An 18,254-nucleotide genomic window follows, 5' to 3' on the forward strand; every position below is an offset into this window, starting at 1 on the left:
GTGCGAACTTCCTTGATGGATGTTTTCGCGCGCTCGCCATTAATGATCAGCTCAATGACCGCTTTTTCATTTACTTTTCCCATGGCTATAATTTGATGGTCACTGTGTTATTAAGAAGGGATTCGGAGAGCTTGACCAGCCCGATTCCGTATTGTTTGGCCAGAACTTCTGACAGTTTCTTTTCTTCGGCAGTTTTGCGCCTGGAATACCATTTGATTGGTTTGCGGGGCACATCAGGTTTGTGGACCCGGAATCGTTTCCTGAGCAGAGCTGCATTCATATTCACGCCGCGGCCAACGCCCATATCTATGAATCGCCCATGCATCGGGAAATCAATTTTGAGAGTATCCAAACCGCCGGCGCCCATCGAAAGTTTAGTATCCCACTCCTTGTACAGCGTACGGGAACGCTCGGCGCCTTTCCTGCTCATTCTCCGGCCGTACACCTTTTTGTCAAGCTCCCTGCGGAATTTGCTTACCGAGATCCGGAGGAACTGTTCATAAGTCCCTTTCAGATTTATCCGGGCGTTGATATCAAGATCCTTGTAGTTCATCGCGTGCGGTACCCTTCCCCATCTAACATTGCCCAGGTTGTCCACTTAATCAGCCCGCGGGGATTCCCGGCTACCAGGTGCAATACGCGCGACTCAACTACGGTGCGGTGACCTGAGATGTAGCTGGACAATTTTGTCGTCGTTTTATGCGGGATACCGTTGACGTCGTAATCATCAACCTTTTTGACATACTCTATCAATAAGCTTTGAGTGTTTTCGGGCTCAGTAAAAAGCCCGTCCTTCCAGACGTAGGCGACGATATCGGCATAGCTGTTCCGGATGCTACCATTTTCGTTAGCATCCTCGGTAACCCTGTTCTCAATCGCGAGTTGAACCCAACTATTGATCAATTTCGGGTCGTACGCTCCGGACGGCTTAAAAAGTTTGGGCACCAGCTGCCGACCTTCGAATTCTGCCAAAACGTAACCTTCCGACGCAGATAGCCGGTAGCTCAGCTTTTCAAGAATATACTTGCCCAAAACCTGGTTAGAAAGCTTAAACCCAACTGGAACACTGGGGCTAACTTCTCCGAGCTTTGAAAGGCTGAGCCTGGCAAGGGTGGTTACTTTTTTTGAGGATGCCAGAAACTCAAAATAGAACTTCTGGTATCTGTTCCATATGTCGTCCGGCTCACCAGGTTGCAGAGACAATTCGCCGAAGATCCTGTACTTGGCATCGTAGGATACGCTGCTCGCATAAGGATAAAAATTGCCGGCAGTGTCTTCCTTCAAGCCCCAATAAACCAGAAGTCGCAGCGCCCATTCGTTTTTCGCCGGCGGAATTGCGTCCGGATCATTTGCGTCGACATAAGGTGAATAGTTTGCTGATTTCTCAAAGTAAGGATCCGCCAGGTTACCGGGCTGCTGAGCGGCAGGTATCAACCATTCAGGACCAGCCGCAGACGTATCATTCGTGCTTTTGAAACTGTCCATCCGTACGGTACCGATCGAAAGTCCCATATCTGTCTGCTTTGTGCCGACTGTAAAAGAGAATGAGGATTTTAGCTCCTTCGGTTGGATTTCCTTCGAGTCGAACGGGAAGGGATGGTAGCGGACGTACTTGTCGGAACCGTCCGAAAACACCTTGATATTGTAGCCCTTCCCCGCCGACTTGTCAATGCCGTAAGTCTCCGGAACAATCATTTCCGAGATATCTGTATAAGCATTGGACGAGGCCATGGACTTGTAAGTATTGAAAATGGCCTTTCGGGAAGTGAGATTAAAATCGATACTCAGCCCGACATATGTGCGCAACGCTTTGAAAAATTCCGATATGCTATAATCCCCCAAGTGCCTGCCGATTTCGACCGTATACCCGCCAGTGTCGACCGAAAGGCCTGGAACCGTCTGCGTATTATAGATGACAAGCCGGCTAAGAACAGGGTCAGAAAAGAACGTCCCTGATGCAGCAAACCCTAGTTTGGTACAGATATAGGTGATCAGCCAACCGACATATATGAAAGGCGTCAGCAGCCGATCGCCAGTGCCCAGAAGTGTATTTGAATAGACTGGTTCGGGCGTACCAGGATAGCAGACATTTACGATTGTCGGCGCCTTGTAGTTGGCGTTTGGCTTAAACTCTGCTTCGACCATTTCCGAATTATGGAACGGAGGAAAAACGCAGGGGTAGCGGTTCGGAGGCGCTACCGCCATCTTTCGCATTGTGGCTACATTCGCCGTTTCGTCGGTACCGATAAAGATCCGCTCGGTAACAAATTCCCGGACGGGCACATTCCGGATCTGATCAGCAAGCTCGCCAAGATCAATCAATAAAGCGGCATCGGCCTTGTTTCCCGAAGTAGTAAAAGTGAGCAGGGCATTAAAATGAAATGGCTCAGACCGGACCGACACTTTCAAATCAGTTGATATAGGACTTTCAGGCAAATGACTGTTGCCGATAAACAGGCAATTATTCGGACTCAGCCCAAATGTAAATGGATAGGAATACGAGCCGCGAAGAGCTTCGTCGGCATCAAAAATGGTGCTGTTGATTTCGATCGTTATTGTCTGATCTTCCGGCAGTTCAAGAACCTTCCCTTCGGAATTACGTATTTCGAGCATATGGTCCGAGATTAGGCGGCTTCTTCAAAGTCCCGCTTGATAGTGATGAATACCGAGGCCCCTGTTTTCAAAGCAGCCTGGATCTTTGTGTACAGCTCATCGAAAGCCGGCCGACTAGTGCCGCCCCTAATTTGATAGTCGCGCCCGATCAAATCAAAGGCTTTACCTGTTAAAGGGCATCCTTCGGTATGCAGCGAGGTATTTCCTGAATGGATCCGGATGCCGTCGAAACCAGGCACCTGTGAGATTAGCGGCAGCATCCTTTTGAAGGCTGGCGAATAAGTGATCGATACCGGATAGCGCCCCGTAGGAATAGCCGTTGCTGCCTTTACTTTCAAAGCACGCACCTGTTCCAACGGCATTGATTGGTCAATCCCGCGGTCAATATCTTCCAGGAAATAACATTGAAATTTCCCGTCGACGGTGACTTCGCTAATAGTTGCAGTTTCGCTCTTCCAACGTCTGATTACTTGGATATCCATCTATTCCACTGGTTTAAATACCTTGAATAAGTCTGCGTGCAGATCCACATGAATAGCCCTGAGTTCAGAAAAAGAACTTCAAAGCTGGTCCCGGACGGACGCGCCGCTTTCAGCAGCATGAAGAAAGCCCCGATCATGATCAGCACAAGCGAGATCCGCTCGACGAAGTATTCGCGGGCGCCATCGGTCAGCCTGAACAAGCTGGCCACCAGAATGCCGACCAGGAATAGTGCGTTCATTCCATTACTCAGGTGAATCATCAGATTTTCCATTGTCTTGGGGTTTGTTAATTCGGTTAAGGATTTCATTGGTTATGCGCTCAATAAACTTGAAACCGCCTACGCCGATCGCGAAGGCAATCCCTTCCAGACTTTTGAGGTTGGAAAACTCAGCAACCAAAGCGGTCAGGTAGACCGCGGTCAGGTAGTTAGCCAGCACGATCGTGAAGATGGCCGTGCGGTTCTTTTTCTTGCCGTTCAGCAAAAGCACTACCGTACCGATAAAAGCTGCCATACAAATTCCCCGGGCCTGTGGAAAAAAAATATCCCAAATTGTCATCGTCTGCTGGGTTTACGACGTGCAATTTGGGATTTGAGAGCGGCTGAGCCGTAGGACAGACTAGCCTGCTTTGATAGGCTGCCTACGGCGCATGGTAAAGAATATGATCAAGGATCAACTGCGCATCAGTCTTGATCCCCTGTGCAGAATGATGGATATCCGTCAGGAATAGCTGCTGCTTCTTCTCTGTGTAAGTTGTAGGAGTTGCCCCATTGTATAGTACAACTTCCTCCTTGTTTTCAAGCGGGAAAGCAGTAATGTCACGCATGACATTGCGAAGCCCGTACAGCCTGTGAATCGGCATGTGACGCGGCGCGACAAATATTTTCTCCGCATCCCGCTTGTCAAACCTGCTAATTAGCAGCTCGGATTGTTCCAGCTTGCGGACTTGATCGAGTTCAGTGTCGATGTTCATCCGGCTGCTGGATCCCGGCGGCACAGTACCGACGATCACAGGTAATGTGGCGCTATATTGCCTGATCGAGTCGATCATAATCTGCGTAGACAATCCAGTGTTTGTAGCCGGACTTACAGGGTTGGTCCCCAATAGTATGCAGACAACGTCAAGTTGCCCGATGTTGTACGTTGACATATACTGGCTGAAACTGAATGATGCGTTGGCCAGCGTATTATCAGGCGAGAACATGAACGGGCAATGCAAAGTCGGCTTCTCTACATCACCGACAGGCGCCCTTTGACCGTCCGGTACAAACCTGGTCGTAAATATTTGCTCTGTCCACGACCCAAAGGCTTCCGCATATACAGTAGCGCCGGTGTTCGCAGGGTACTTATAGGTGGTCGGACGCGTGCCTTTTGAAATGATGGTATTTCCGCCTGCCGCCGCCATCGTCATTACCTGTTGAATGTACCCGACTCCTTCCCAATCAGAGTTGCCCAGGCTATCCATAATGAAAAGCACGTTCACCGTTTTCCCGGCCGGTTTTGCTTTCGGCGTGATACCGATCACTTGTTCATTGACAACCAGCGGCGCTCCGGTAGCATCGCGGTGCAGATAATCACAAATCTGTACAGTCAAGTTTGTTGCGGCCCCTGTTCCCAAAACCTGCCCGAAGTCCTTACCCCATGAGACATTGTTTGTAGTCAGCCCATTAGAAACCAGGCGCGAAACCATCGAGAGCCCGTAAGGCAGCTTATCATAAACCTCAAAATACTTGATTATCGTGTCGTGATAGAACCAGTATTTGGAGTCGGCGAGCGGGTAAAATTTCGACGGCAACACCAACTTCGGAATTGTTGGGGCAATGTCTGCTACCCTCTGGACGATTTTAGATGAAGTCGAAAGCGTATATGCGCTTGTTTTAAATGCGGCCGATTCTGCAAGCGTGCCGGCCACGTCGATCGACAGGTTTTGCGGTATATACCTGATACGGGTCAACAGGTTTGCATCGGCCACGTCCTTGCTCCACATCAGCGTGACAGGAAAAGGCGAGAATGTTTGATTACTCTCGTCACAATACCCGAATGTAATTTTGATGCTCGCTTTGCTCTGATCGTAAAGTTTGGGCAACACGAAATCATAATTTGTGACCCGCTTATCAAATCTAATCCGTTGTAGCTCTTTCGTCGTACCGTCATCGACCAAACAAAAAGCATATTTTGCCCGCACATTAGAAAAGTTGTGGCCAGGAAATGAGAACGTGTCAAATTTGTTCGCGACGGAAGCCAACACCAAAATGATCGCTGCAAAATTTGTGCTGCCGATATCCCTGACAACAGCCTGATTATACACCGGCGTGAGTTCTTTGGATTCGATTCGAGAACTGTCGGTTACTCGGAGCGCCGGAAAATTTTTATTGTTTTCAGTGATCGCTTTCGATACATCACTTGGCGCCACCAATGGGCCTACGACCACGTCGGTAGACATCAGGAGGCGATAATTTGTACAATTCCAGCCAGGTTGAGCAAGGTCCCCTGGTGATTCGAAAATATCACGAACATTGGTCAATACACTGATTTGAGCCGTCGACTGGTTTGGATCAACGTTGCCAGCCGCCCAAAGGACGGGAACACCTGGAATAAAGGTTTTACCCAATTCGTCACAGTAACCCCACGTGATAAAGACACCTTCCATCAGCGAGTAGGTTCGGCTAAGCGTAAACGAATATTCACTTGTCCGCTTATCGAATTCGACGGTCCTGGATTCCTTTTCTCCATTCAAAGTCCGGATCACACAAAATGCATTTTTCGCACTGGCATGCGTCAGGTTGTGCCCTGGGAATTTGAATGTGTTGAAATTAAGCTCTGTCTGAACGAAACCTATCCGAACCGCCGATATCAGCGCATGTGATATCGTTTTGGTCACGGTATTTTCTAAAACAAGGCTTTCCTTTGATGCAAGTACCTTTTGCTCGGTTGAAGATTTTACTGTTTGCAGATCGGCGATTTGACTGGTCATGAAGCGTTTGTTGTCGGTGGCAGACTTGTAGCACATCTTGGAGATCCCGGTATGTCCAACGGCAAGGCCTACGGGGTTGAAACCGTCAGGGATCAAGCTCCAATCAATAGTGACGTATGCCACGCGCTGTCCTGTTCCTCTTAGCTCGATACGTTCCGGGAATGAGGAAGGCACATAATTTGACTTTGTGAAATCGTAGATAACCGGCCACGCACCTGGTGTTACGTATTCATGTATACGAACGACGAATTCTGTCGAGCCACCGAATTTTTTGGCTATAATACCGATCAGGTAGGTCTTTGCCTGATCGGCACCGTAAAGCTGGATATCCGAAATCGCCGCGCGAATAATTGCCCCGTCTGGGCTAATCGAATTTGGTAGCCAGGGATAATTCTTCCACGCAACATCATCGCCCAATTTCAGGTTAGAAACAGCGCCGTCTTTGGGAATCGCGCCCATTTCTGTTTGTTCCCAAACCGTCCCTTTCGAAATGATTTTATTCCCTTTTACCCAGTTAATGGCGCCGCCACCGAGATTACGCGTAAACGTGGCTCCGATTTCGTACCAGGTTCCAGCAGGGCCGACAGTCGTCAGGTTCGGCACGTTGTTGACCGGATCCCAAAAGCCTTTGTAGATCGCACCGGTCGTAACAATCTCGCGAGCATCGTTCGCAATTTCCTCCGTTTCGTCTCTGAGGGCGGTGAGCTCGGCTAGATACGAGGTTTCGCTATCGAGATTCGGGTATCTGGGCACCAGGTTGGCAAGTTGAATCCCACCTTTATACCAGTACTCAATGATGCCTTTCCCATCACCTTGATCAATATAGCGCCGGCGTCCCTGCCGTAGGAACGCCATATCCGCACCATTGTGAGCTGCTGCCACGGAAGGCCATGGAGCACCACTGGGTTGCCATTCGAAAGCAAATTCGGGCTCGTCGCCGAGCAAGCGAAATCCTTGATGAATCTCCTTCATTATGATAGTCTGAATTCAGTTGTTGTCGTGAAATAAGTTTTTGTTTTTGACCGGTACACTCGCCAACCATTTACCACGCCGATGACCGAGAATACCTGATCCGGACCAATTGCCCCGCTGTCGTCTGCTGTCGCGTACCAGACCGTTTTGATAGGTTCAGTTTCACGCTCTGCCATAAACAGGTACATAGGCGCAGCATTGCCTGTCCGAAAATCAGCAATAACTTTTGCACCAGACAAAACCGTGGAAGCGCCTTGCAGTACGACAATTTGCGCTTCGACAAGCATGTCCGGAGTGCTCATCCAGCCCCAATAAACTTTCTTACTTGTACCGGTGAAGGGGATAACTGACATCGTAATTTCTATTACGTCTTCATCATCCTTGGTAAATACGGTCACGCTCATGATTGTGGTTTGGTTACATCGTCCGTAATTGTGAAGTTTCCGCGAAAACGCGTTTTGACCTTCCCTGTGACGGCATAGGTCTGCTGCATGTCGTATTGATAGACGCCAGGGTTTAGCGTCGACATTTTCGCAGCATCGATAGCCAGCACCAGCACACCACCAGGTGTCTGCTCGAAGGTAATTCCGCCATTGGCGGCGGTCGTCAGCTCTACGATCACCACCAAGTTGGACCGGATTTGCATTCGAAATTGATGGTCGGAAAGCTGCTCTTCAACCCCGTTACGTTTGATCTGGATGTAACGCTCCATTGTGTCACCACGGTAGACGGAGGTATCAAGGCCCAATGCCGGGCCGCTCAATGAAACTGCCATTAGTCTGGATGATTGAATTTGAACAAGATGATAATAGCAATGATCACGACAAGCGACAGCCCACCGATCAAAAGCAAGCCCGTCACATTCGACTGTCGCTCCTTTTCATTTTGGGCTGTACTTACGTCCTTCTGCTCCCTTAGTTGGTTGGATTGCTGGGAGGATCCACGGATCACTTTACGAAATGTCACCCGGGCCGACCCTTTCATCTTATTAGGAGGACGGGTCTTGACCTGATTACTGTCGACTTGGATAAACCCGAGCTTTTCCAAAATGCCGACCGTCGCATGCGGAGCTATGTCCAATATGGGAGACAGTGGCGCACCGGATTGTATAAGTGAAAGATCATCCGTCTCGATGACGAGCTCTTGGATGCTTTCACCTTGCCAGGCTTGTTTTTGCTCGACGCTGCGCGTGACTGTACTGTCGGCGGAAGCTCTGCTTTTTTTAAAACTGCGACAGGCAAAAAGGCCGTAGCTGCTCAGGAAGCTGAGCACGGCCAGTAACAGGTACACAAAAAACTTTTTCATGGCTAATAGATTGGATTAGGGAATGACACGCCAATCGGTGGCGATAAAATCCGCCTGAATGGGGTGATAGGCTTTTTGGGGATCTTGCCCAGGCTCAACCAGGTAGATGCACTGCAAGAAATTGAGCGAGTTTGCATCGAGCTTCATGCCGTAATTATTACTCATGGCCACCGCGCGATCGGAGTCCACCGGGACAGTGTCAGGAATACCATCGCCGTCGATATCCAGATACACCTTCTTTTCAGGATTGTTCCAACCATCGCGAGTGATGAATTGGCCGGCGCGGACGTGGTAAAGCCCATCGAACCAGTTTAGATTTTCAGTTTTCATTATGGAAGTGAAGAAAGGTTGACATTGCAAACGTGAATGATCGGCGTGGCCGCGGTGCCAGTAAAAGTCACCGATGACGTCAGCGGATGCCTAAATTCGAGCGTATGGCTGGCGTTATCAGCGCACGGGTTCATGTACATCACGCTCATGGTTGTTCCCTTAATCCGCACGAGAACCCAGCCGCGGCGGTCGTGACAAGCGTCAACAATATCATCGGCTTCCGCATTACTCGCAGTAATCCAGGAGCCACCATCAATCCGGAAATCGCAGTAGTACTCTGTGCCGCCTTCGGTGAGCGCCCACGTATTGGCATACATATGCACGCCAAAAGCGGTCATATCAGCTGAACCATTGTACGGATAATAGTACCCTCCTGCCTCCGGCGTCCAGTACGGGAACTCATCCAGGCTTACGTTGTTCGGGTTGCCATTTTTGAAATACAGCGCACCTTCCGCATACTGACGGACCACCTTTTTATCAAATCGCTTGCTGTCGTAGCCGTAACCGATAACTCCGTTACCATAGATGAAAAACAACACGGCCTGCGAAATCAGGAACACCGGATTGATCGGTATCTTGGTTTTGAACATCAAATCGCCTTCCGGATATACGATATCGTAGAAGTTGTTGGGGCGCCATTCGTGAAAGGATTGAATAAAGCCTACCATGAACTTGCCCAATTTCCTGTTTAGAAGCCCACTATATGGGATCGCATAGCCGTGCAGATATAAAGTGTCTGGTTCCTTATAGTACCCGCCATAGCATGAGGTAGTGGTCTTTTCCATAGTTCCCCCAGGAAGCATAGGATTTCCAGGCCACGTATTGGGAGAGTCGCGCAACCGCTGCTTAGCTTCGGCTCTGGTTAACCAATCTGGCCGGGCGCCAACGCCCGAATAATAGTTATCAGCCAAAAAGAAATTCGGCCCATATTTGGCTATCATTCTCGGTATAAGTGCATCATAATATGCTCTCCGGAATGCCCAGTGCGGAGAAATAGCATGCTCCTGCTCGGCATTCTCAAAAATGACGGCGTTGTAAAAATCGGTAAACAACAACCCCTTGTCATAACCTTGCTGGTAGGTCATCGGCTCGGTTTGCCCGGGGACTGTGGGAAAAATGTTCGCATTCCAGATATTTGGCCAGCTGTTGCCCAAAGGTACCCAGTTGGCCGGGGCAGGGTTTCCCGACAAATTGAACTGCGCCATCGTCAGGTTACCCATCGGGTCGTTGTAAGCCTTTCCCTGGGCTGATATTTGGGCTTGTCTGCTGGGAGAAACTTCCTGCAAATCAAACTTTGATACGTGAGTGTATCCCTTTTGCAATAGCTGCTCGACCGTGTAAGCTCCCTTGCTCATGTGCCACATCTTACCCGGCGGAAGTACAATATCCGGGAGGATATCCGCCCACTGACACATCTGGGTAAGCGCATCGTACTCGTCAGGAACTTCCTGAACAAATTCTATCTCTACTGCCATAACTCACTTCTTATTTTGAACACCACAATCGAATGCAATTGATACCCCGTGAGGGAATGAAGCTGCCAGGGCTTCATTGGAACCAGGCTCGCCGTTCCATGGCTGTAATGTGCCATTATAGCCTACCTGGACCATCGCTTTAAAAATCCCCCAAGGCTTTCCTTTGGGGTAGGGGTAGTTACTGAGCGGGGTCATCGTCTTGATAATCTCAGTATTGAAAATGTACCAGTAGATGTAGCCGGATTGAGGTGAATCCGTGCTTTCGTCAGTGAAGAGCACCTCGGTCGGCGTGACCTCCTTTTTCATTTTCACATGCATCCAGTAACCTTTGGCGTAGGTTTTGGGCGTAACATCGCCACCCACAGCCCCGGATTGATTGATCACGTAGCCATCTGAAATCAGGTCATGATTCATCCCATCGCGCAGGTAAACCGTTTTTTTGCTGCCTGGCGGGAAAAGATCGACAGCACTGTATGCCGATGTATTAAGCAGTAGCACACAGCTCTCTGTCGCCCCACCAAAACCGTCAAAAAACGCGCTGGTTGGATACCAGCTAACTTTATCCAGACTAAACTGCAACTTTGGAACTCCCGAGGGATACGACGCCCACGGCTCAGCCCACACGTTGTTGTTGACCACGTTGACGCCGTTGTATTTTACCCCGCCAACTGATGGCACTATACGAGCACCAGGTGAAACTGTATTCCCCCAGCCACCGAGAACTTTCAGCTCGTTGAATTGAACCGTCTGTTGGTAGGTCTTTACGATCGGGCTGTCTTCGGTTACTCCGCTGTGGAGTGCCAAGGTAATGCGCAGTTTTCCCCGAGTGTTCAAACTAGCCCCCTGGAACATCACCGAACGAGAATCGACACCGGGCGAAGAGAATAACCGCATCACAGGTACTATATTGGACGGTGCTCCCGCAACACCGGCGCCGCCGGCCGCGGTAACCAAAACAAAATTCCCTGCAACTTCCTTTTCAAGCTTCAACCGGTAAAATCGGAAGGTCGCCCCGGTTTCGTCTGCCTTAAAATATCCGTTAAAACCAGTCGACGGAACGGGACCATCGTATGCCGCGGCCGACAAATCGGCTATCTGATCCCCATCCCAACCGGCAACCAATTTAAAGACGTGGCTCGGTGCTGACGGAGGATTTCCAACCTTGACAGTTGCCGAAGCGGTTCCAACCGATACGCGATAATTTGCTTCCGGCCATCCGCCAGTTTTTAGAATGGGGATCTCCGTGGAATCGGCCACGTAGTCATGCGTTTGAGAGTACACCTTTACGTTGGTGTTCAGATTCAGCACCTCTGTTAGAAATGATCCGGACAGAGTCATTTTTGTCAAGAACTTGCTGTCGGATCCTTGACTAACGTGCTTTGGGTAGCCTTCCGCAAATTGAAGAGTGGTATCAACAGGCAGAACCAGCTTACGCCATGCCCAGTTGCTTTTACAAAGCACACCGCGGATACCAATCCAGTATTCACCACCTGGCAGGGCCGGAAATGTCGCTTTGAAGAAAGGACCTCCCAAAGCGGGTGATTGGCCAGTTCGCAACGGCCCGGATGCGTTCTGCGTGGTAGCAATAACCCATTCTATTGGGTCAACTCCCGAGGCGTCGAACGGGCACACGAATTCGCCATTGTTCGTAATAACTATTGCAGTTGGCTCGTAGTGAAAAGGGCCTTTTGCGCATACCGGGCGGTTATCTGGATTTTCCGGCTCTTCGGGCTGATCCAATGTTTGAAGACGCAAGGCGACCGAAGTTTGATTTCTGAACTGATCACGGATGATCAGCAGGACATTCTCATTCTCTGCTAGCTCTTCGGTAAGCGTGCCTTTCAAGGTTATCATCAGCTCATTGGCTGTGATATTCACCCCTGAAAGTTTGAGGGTATTTAAAACGATTTCCACGTCTAATTCTTCGTTGGGATGATAGGAGGTCTTATACTTCGTCAGGTCCAGATACTTTTCAAACGCCTTTCCTTTTTCGACGATCACCGGCGGGGTTCTGTCGAATGCTGGATGCGCCATTCGCTTCATATACCACTCTGCCAGCTCGCCATTGAAGCGCATGGCATTCAATCCAGGGCTCATTTGATAGAGTCCTTCAACAATCTTTTCCAAACCGGTTAAGGTTTTTGCGTAGCTGGGCACAGTCGGGTCACTCTCGACAGCATTGACTGATTGTCTGAGGTTTCGGGGCTGCAATTCACCGTTTAAGTATTGGTCGGGACTTCCGGGCTGAATTTTCTTTTGAAAAAGTTCGAGGATGCGGTTAACGCCGTCGCTGCTGACGGCATTGCGGCTTCCTTTGATCGGGTAAGGATCTACGTAAAAGTTTGGCGGGCCAGACGTCGGCAATTGCCCGCCACCACCGGCGCCACTAGAAGCTGATCCCGCCAGGACCACATTCGGCGGAATTATGTCTGCCGAATCCTCGCCTTCAAGCAGCTCTTCGTTCACTGCATCGAAGATCCGGGCAAACTGATACTCAAACGAGAACCCGAACTGGTTATCTCCGTCAGATCCTTTTTGGATCGTATCGCTTTTGATCTGAATGGCGTAGGGACTGCCATTTATCACCCGGTATTTCAGCCCGCTGATAAACAGGTCGAGCCATAAGGGAAGATCCTTTTGACGCAACCAGCCGGTGGCAACCTCCTGGTTGTCCTGGTATGTATTGTTCCAGTCGACGAACTGTGCCTCCGTCGACTGAAATCTGTAAGGCATGACCTTCTGTGCCGTTTCCTTGAAGACTTTCCAGTTGGATGAACCCTTGCCGCTGGTCATCAATGTTTCGATGGCACCGTAGCTGTTTACATGCGCGAAATAGCGCACATATTCAAGGTGCTTGTAATCGACAACCATTCGGTAAGCATCTGAGACGACGCCCAGATTATCGCGGATCTCAACGGTGTATTCCTGGACGTACTTCCCTTGTCCGTGTAGGATATCCAGGCTTAACTGTTTAAAACCGACCCCGAAAATGAGTTTTTCGTATTGGCCGACTCCCGATATCACCTGCGTGTTGGTGGTTTGCTGCGATCCATCGGCAAATGTCAGTGTGGCCATAGCGACGATAGTCCGATCAGCAGGTCCGAAGTTGACCCACGTCGCAAAAACGGGCTCGTCCATACGCACGACCCGAACACCCTTCCGAAGCTTAAAAATCCGCGATTGGCTCTCTGACATTTTGAAAGTTTCGATCACACTCTGCGGACCGCTCTTCCACTGCGCAAATCCTCCCAGCAGGACGACGTGTTCAGCAGTCTGCTGCAATGTCCCGACGGACGGATTTTGACCGCCGTACAGCGCATATCTGAGGAAGTATTTGCGGCGGCTCTGCTTGCAACGCTCGGCGATCGGGAGCAGCATGTCAGGAATTTCCGACGCCAGATTACTATGAAGTACTGAGGCAACATCGAATTCAGCTACGCCATTGGCATCAAACAGGTGTGTTGCGAAATACTTTTTCTGAAAGATGGTTTCCGTCGGATCCTGCATCCAAATCTCAACGTACACGCTATTATTGGGAACCGTGCTGGCGTCAGTACCCAGCACCAGCGTTCCAACGCCACCACCCGCAAATTCTGTCTTGGCAAGATTGTATTGGCTACCCGCTTCCCTGGCCGTGAATTTGAGAACCCAAATTGTCACGCCGAATAAAGTAATGCCGACCGGCTCAATAATAAAATCGCGATCCAAAAAGGCATTACCCTGAAAGTAGGGAGCAAGGCTTTTAATGTAGGCTTCGTGGGTGCTGGCCTCGTAGACTGGATAAGGCGGAAATACAGAGCCGTATTCCGAAGGGGTATTGGTCGCGGTGAACCGAAGCTCGTTATCTCCCCAACGCAGGATTGCCATGGATCCTTCCGGGAGATTATCGCTAACAGCAAAAGTAAACTCCCCTGGGATACCTGGAATAATGCCGGCGCGTTCGTCTTCGAACTTCCACCGAATATCATCCTTAGAAAAACCGACTTGTTCCGGAGCTGTAACAATAATTCCCATGGCTCCAAAATTATCGGCACGGGCACCGCTTCGGTAGGACAGAGATCGGCGTTAAAGTGTGTTAGTTAAATCACTCTAACGCCCTACTCGTCCCATGCTGACGGATCCAGGCAAACACCGCCAGCAAATCGCCATTTAAATTCCACTCGCCATCCGTACAGATCGTTGACGATGGGCCCCACCCAATTGCCTGCATTATCCCCTACCAGGTTCACCTTCTTTCCGTCCACCACCAGCTGCATCCTGTCGGAGAGCTGCTTCATTTTCGCAAATATCTGATCAGCTGCCGGTTTACACCGTTCGTAAATAGCAGCTTCTATATCGGTGGCACCCTGCGCTGGCTTTTTTGCCTGATCCAGAACGATAAAAGCCGAAGTCAGTACACGGAACTGTGCGTCTCCGTTTTCCTTGTCTTCGTCATACATTTCCACGGCAAGGCAAGGGAGAGTCAACTTGTTCCGGATTGCACCAAGTAGCACGGTTACAGTTTCCGGATCCTCGATGAAAAACAAGTTCACCTTTCCCGGCTCTCGCCCTAACAATGTGAGCTTTTGAGCTACATCCTTAAAAAATCCTTTGAAATCCGGGTAAGCGTTCATCTTTAATGGCGATGTTTTAAAGCTTCATTTTTCATTTCCTGATTGCGCTTGACCATTTCATCCAGGACTTTCAATACAGTATGCAGTGACGTCTTTTCGATCTGAGCCATTTTGTTTACATCCTGATGAGCCATATTAACCAGGGTATTCAACCAGGACATTGATGACGAACCGCGGGGCTTCTGCTTCTCAGCAGATTGAGAGACTTGGATATCAGCTGGAAACACGTTCTTGTATATTCTCCGGAACTGACGTTTGGCCCCATCGTAGTTCATCAACAGCGCAACCTTCATATTGGGCCCCACTTTCGCGAATAGCTTGCCGTAACTCTCGACTAACCCTTCTTCGAATGGAATCCGCCTGTCTGAATATTTTTTCCGGCTCGTGGAGCTCTTCCGATAGAGAATGCCGCAGAGCTGGTCGAGCGCGAGCAGGTCGTTGTTCGAATAATACCGATCGAGCTTCGATTCGACAGCCAGAAATTCTCCGAATGTCAGGTGCTTCAACAAATCGCCAGGCCCGTAGAGTGAAATCGCGCCGAAGTGGCTTGTCGGTGCATACACCCTTTTCACCATTTGCTTTCCTGGCAATTTGTCCAAATCGTATAGAAATTCGAGCCGGGCGAGCAGCTGCACCCGCTGAACACCGTTAAGCTCCCGAAGGTCGTTAATGCTGATTTTCATTAACAGTGGTAGAAGCATCCATTGACAGGAAGGCTCTACTTCCGCGCGCTTCATCACCGCAAAACTTTTGACATACTGCTCTTCGGTAAGCTCTTCGAAACCCGTGGGTAAAAGGAACTTTTTCTGCGGCCCGTCAGAGAAATTTAGTTGAACTGGGATCATAGTGGATTAGAAAAATGCGATACCTCCTTTGTCCGGACACTTGCCAGATCTTGGGCTGATTACTGCCGCCTGGTACCCGGTTGGCTGTTCTTTATCGAGGAAACTGACCAATGCCTGCAACGCAGACTCGCCGCTTTTCTCAAACTCGCGGGCAGCTGCTTCTATCCGTGAATTTTCGGCAGTACTTACCATATATTTGCTGACAAGCACCTCGATGCCTTCACCGGTGATCCTGACCGTTTGCGTGATCAGCGCCCGGGCCGTGGCCAGGTAGATCAGCGCTTCCCGCGCCAGGTCCCGCGCGGTCTTGTCAACAGGCTCCAAATCGGCGTCCATCTTTGCAAGCAAATTCTCGTAGTAGTCCTGCATGACTGGTTTAATCCGGCGATTTTCGAAATAGCGAAGCGCCTCACGCATCGTCCGGAAAGTTACCCGCGGATAAACAAGTGTGTGAATCGTTTCGAGCGTCGCGGCCGATGGCACCAGGCTGTGCCGCTCAGCAAGAAATTCCTCGGAGGTGGCATAATCCGGAAAGTCTTGCAGGTTTTTATGCAGGTAGTTGAGCATTCTGTCCACCGCATCCATGCCATCGCTGAAATACACTTGTTCGAGCTTACGCTGCTCGCCTTCGCCCAGATTCCAGCGCTGCTCATTCTTCCCCTTGTAAATGCCAGAATCATCGATCTGTACCCCGCCTGCCTGGGCGTAATTCCAGACTGCCAGGGGTGCGACTGCCGCGCAGATCAAATCATGAAGTTTTTTGTGGGCACCATCCAAGGTACCCTTCGAATACTCATCGCAAATTGCCTCATAGAGCACTTCCCCGATCATTGGGAGTATAAAACGATCTCCCGCCTTCCTGATCGATGGCTCGATCGAGGTTATATCAAGATCCCTTCCTACCGGGACGTATTTTTTAAAATCTTCAATGCTCGCTATCAACATAATCATGACTGGTTACGCGGCCACCTTTTTCGCATCTGCGCCGGTGTCCAGTGTTGTAAGAAGTGTTTGCTGGCTCCGGAATTGAAGCATTGGGTACTTCTTCTTCCATCCGTTGTATTCTGCCACAAAATCGAGCGGTTCATAAAGAACGTTCCTGTATGCTTGCAGCTGCGACAGATAAATCAGCAGCGCCTCGCGTTTGTCTGAACCACCGCTGCGCGCGCCCTGTTCCTTGCTGGCAAACCCGAAAAGGGTCGGGTCAATGCCGAGTGCGTACATAAGGTGGGCGGTCGCCTCCATGTTGTCAGCCAGATATGAACCATCTTTCAATTTGTCCGGCAGCGCCTCGATTACCCATCCTTCGATGGTTTTACCGTCGATAGCCGAAATACCAAATTCTGTCGCCAGAGCGATCCCCGCATTTTCCGCACCGACCAACCGGCGATTGATTTCTGTCATTTTGTTTTTGCGGATCTCGTCGCGCTGGTCGGCAGTCGCCTTGCTCCATTGATCGCCAAACTCATTTGCCCAGTACTCGCGTGGTATTTTAATGTGGTACTTGATCACCATCTGGTTGTCGAACAGTGCTTTTTTCAAAACGGGCACTTTCTCCAAAACGTCCAGCCATCCAGAAGTACGGATACCGTCCCAGTGAGCGAGTTGATAGAAAGTATTGCCCGGCGTCGGATAACTGCTCGGGAAGATGAACTTGAAAACATCCGAATGCTGATCACGGGCCCATCCTACCAGATCATATTGGTAAGGATCCAGCGTCCGGATTTTGGTTGTCTCTGCATCGGTCGACGATGCCCAGGGCCAGTTTGCGTTCACATAGGTAAACTCTGAAACACCCTGCTTATTCTGCACACCGATCCGGCAATACGCCGCCTCGTTTGGATGGATGTGGGTGATTTTCTTGCGGTCCTTCGAAATGATCAGCTCAGGAAACGTATTCAGGAACCAGAATATATCATTGGCCGTCTCGCTCAGATACCGCCTGAAATGACGGTTGTTAATAAACTCCAATATTTCAGGATCCCGCACGTACTGCGGCTTTTCCTTCCCGTCATCGTCATACTCGATATTGAACGGCACGACCGGCGTACTGAGAAGGTTCGCCTTCCAATTTAAAGCCGTAGGTATTATTGTGGATTTTCGCGCCCGTTTCAGGATTTCTTGCGGAAAATTGTTAGCGCTGCCCCAGGGAACAATGTCCTGGGTCTGGACAATGATACTGTCCTTGACGATCGGCTGGGTCGGAGACGCACCAGGCTGACCGAAACTGACAACCGCTTTGCCTTCCGCAAGCAGCGCAGTATTGGAATCTGGGAATATTACCTTCATAGCACAATATGGCCATTGATCCTTTCGATCAGTTGGACATTCACCCGCCGGATCTCATGGCTCGACAGGTTTTTTATCAGTACCGGGTAGCGTTTATCCCGGCTTCGTTTCTTCCCGTCGATGCTTGCCACCGCGGACGTCCGCCGCTTGGTAACCAGCACAGCGCGGTCGAAAACGATCCGCTCTCCACCGGTTCCCCGTTTCGCATCACCCGTTGTGAAAACGAGCTCGAAGGGCTTAGGACGGTCGCCGATGACCGACTGGTCCAGGATCTTCAAAGCATCAATTAGTGTAATTGGAATCATAATTGCCCGAAGTTAATGGCCGAATTCCCCAGCCAATGGGACACATTTGGT

The 18,254-nt window shown here is 50.0% G+C and carries 17 protein-coding genes; all 17 read right to left on the reverse strand.

Features of this window, described 5'->3' with window-relative positions:
- Positions 1 to 85: 85 nt before the first annotated feature.
- On the reverse strand, positions 86 to 553 hold the full coding sequence (locus BMW93_RS00885; protein ID WP_090373310.1) for a hypothetical protein: 468 nt from the start codon (positions 551 to 553) through the stop codon (positions 86 to 88).
- Entirely contained in the window at positions 550 to 2,613 is a 2,064-nt protein-coding gene (locus BMW93_RS00890) for a hypothetical protein (RefSeq protein WP_090373311.1), read from the reverse strand. The genes BMW93_RS00885 and BMW93_RS00890 overlap by 4 nt, the downstream gene beginning before the upstream one ends.
- Positions 2,614 to 2,624: 11 nt before the next feature.
- Positions 2,625 to 3,095 carry a DUF5675 family protein gene (locus tag BMW93_RS00895; RefSeq protein WP_090373312.1) on the reverse strand — a complete coding sequence of 157 codons (471 nt, stop codon included), beginning with the start codon at positions 3,093 to 3,095 and terminating at the stop codon, positions 2,625 to 2,627.
- Positions 3,080 to 3,367 carry a hypothetical protein gene (locus BMW93_RS00900; protein WP_090373313.1) on the reverse strand — a complete coding sequence of 96 codons (288 nt, stop codon included), beginning with the start codon at positions 3,365 to 3,367 and terminating at the stop codon, positions 3,080 to 3,082. Before BMW93_RS00900 ends, BMW93_RS00895 begins: the two co-directional genes overlap by 16 nt.
- Positions 3,339 to 3,653 (reverse strand): hypothetical protein, encoded by a 315-nt coding sequence (locus tag BMW93_RS00905; RefSeq protein WP_090373314.1) that lies wholly within the window; start codon positions 3,651 to 3,653, stop codon positions 3,339 to 3,341. The genes BMW93_RS00900 and BMW93_RS00905 overlap by 29 nt, the downstream gene beginning before the upstream one ends.
- An 82-nt stretch (positions 3,654 to 3,735) precedes the next feature.
- Positions 3,736 to 7,041 carry a hypothetical protein gene (locus BMW93_RS00910; RefSeq protein WP_090373315.1) on the reverse strand — a complete coding sequence of 1,102 codons (3,306 nt, stop codon included), beginning with the start codon at positions 7,039 to 7,041 and terminating at the stop codon, positions 3,736 to 3,738.
- Complete coding sequence (locus BMW93_RS00915; protein WP_090373316.1) at positions 7,041 to 7,445, reverse strand: hypothetical protein; 405 nt, start codon at positions 7,443 to 7,445, stop codon at positions 7,041 to 7,043. The genes BMW93_RS00910 and BMW93_RS00915 overlap by 1 nt, the downstream gene beginning before the upstream one ends.
- Positions 7,442 to 7,816 carry a hypothetical protein gene (locus tag BMW93_RS00920; protein WP_090373317.1) on the reverse strand — a complete coding sequence of 125 codons (375 nt, stop codon included), beginning with the start codon at positions 7,814 to 7,816 and terminating at the stop codon, positions 7,442 to 7,444. The genes BMW93_RS00915 and BMW93_RS00920 overlap by 4 nt, the downstream gene beginning before the upstream one ends.
- Positions 7,816 to 8,346, reverse strand: coding sequence for a hypothetical protein (locus BMW93_RS00925; RefSeq protein ID WP_090373318.1), 531 nt, complete (start codon positions 8,344 to 8,346; stop codon positions 7,816 to 7,818). Before BMW93_RS00925 ends, BMW93_RS00920 begins: the two co-directional genes overlap by 1 nt.
- 15 nt (positions 8,347 to 8,361) lie before the next feature.
- A complete protein-coding gene (locus tag BMW93_RS00930) occupies positions 8,362 to 8,676 on the reverse strand; it encodes an MW1434 family type I TA system toxin (protein WP_090373319.1) in 315 nt (104 codons plus the stop codon).
- Positions 8,676 to 10,151: a hypothetical protein gene (locus tag BMW93_RS00935; RefSeq protein ID WP_090373320.1), complete on the reverse strand. Its 1,476-nt coding sequence runs from the start codon at positions 10,149 to 10,151 to the stop codon at positions 8,676 to 8,678. Before BMW93_RS00935 ends, BMW93_RS00930 begins: the two co-directional genes overlap by 1 nt.
- 3 nt (positions 10,152 to 10,154) lie before the next feature.
- Positions 10,155 to 14,165 carry a hypothetical protein gene (locus BMW93_RS00940; RefSeq protein ID WP_090373321.1) on the reverse strand — a complete coding sequence of 1,337 codons (4,011 nt, stop codon included), beginning with the start codon at positions 14,163 to 14,165 and terminating at the stop codon, positions 10,155 to 10,157.
- An 83-nt stretch (positions 14,166 to 14,248) separates the two neighbouring features.
- Complete coding sequence (locus tag BMW93_RS00945; protein WP_090373322.1) at positions 14,249 to 14,764, reverse strand: hypothetical protein; 516 nt, start codon at positions 14,762 to 14,764, stop codon at positions 14,249 to 14,251.
- Positions 14,765 to 14,766: 2 nt separating this feature from the next.
- Complete coding sequence (locus BMW93_RS00950; RefSeq protein WP_090373323.1) at positions 14,767 to 15,609, reverse strand: hypothetical protein; 843 nt, start codon at positions 15,607 to 15,609, stop codon at positions 14,767 to 14,769.
- A gap of 6 nt (positions 15,610 to 15,615) precedes the next feature.
- A complete protein-coding gene (locus tag BMW93_RS00955) occupies positions 15,616 to 16,554 on the reverse strand; it encodes a DUF6712 family protein (RefSeq protein ID WP_143061556.1) in 939 nt (312 codons plus the stop codon).
- A gap of 12 nt (positions 16,555 to 16,566) precedes the next feature.
- Positions 16,567 to 17,898 (reverse strand): hypothetical protein, encoded by a 1,332-nt coding sequence (locus BMW93_RS00960; protein WP_090373325.1) that lies wholly within the window; start codon positions 17,896 to 17,898, stop codon positions 16,567 to 16,569.
- Positions 17,895 to 18,203 carry a hypothetical protein gene (locus tag BMW93_RS00965; protein ID WP_090373326.1) on the reverse strand — a complete coding sequence of 103 codons (309 nt, stop codon included), beginning with the start codon at positions 18,201 to 18,203 and terminating at the stop codon, positions 17,895 to 17,897. Before BMW93_RS00965 ends, BMW93_RS00960 begins: the two co-directional genes overlap by 4 nt.
- Positions 18,204 to 18,254: the final 51 nt, after the last annotated feature.

It is taken from the genome of Dyadobacter sp. SG02 (assembly GCF_900109045.1).
Classification (GTDB): domain Bacteria; phylum Bacteroidota; class Bacteroidia; order Cytophagales; family Spirosomataceae; genus Dyadobacter.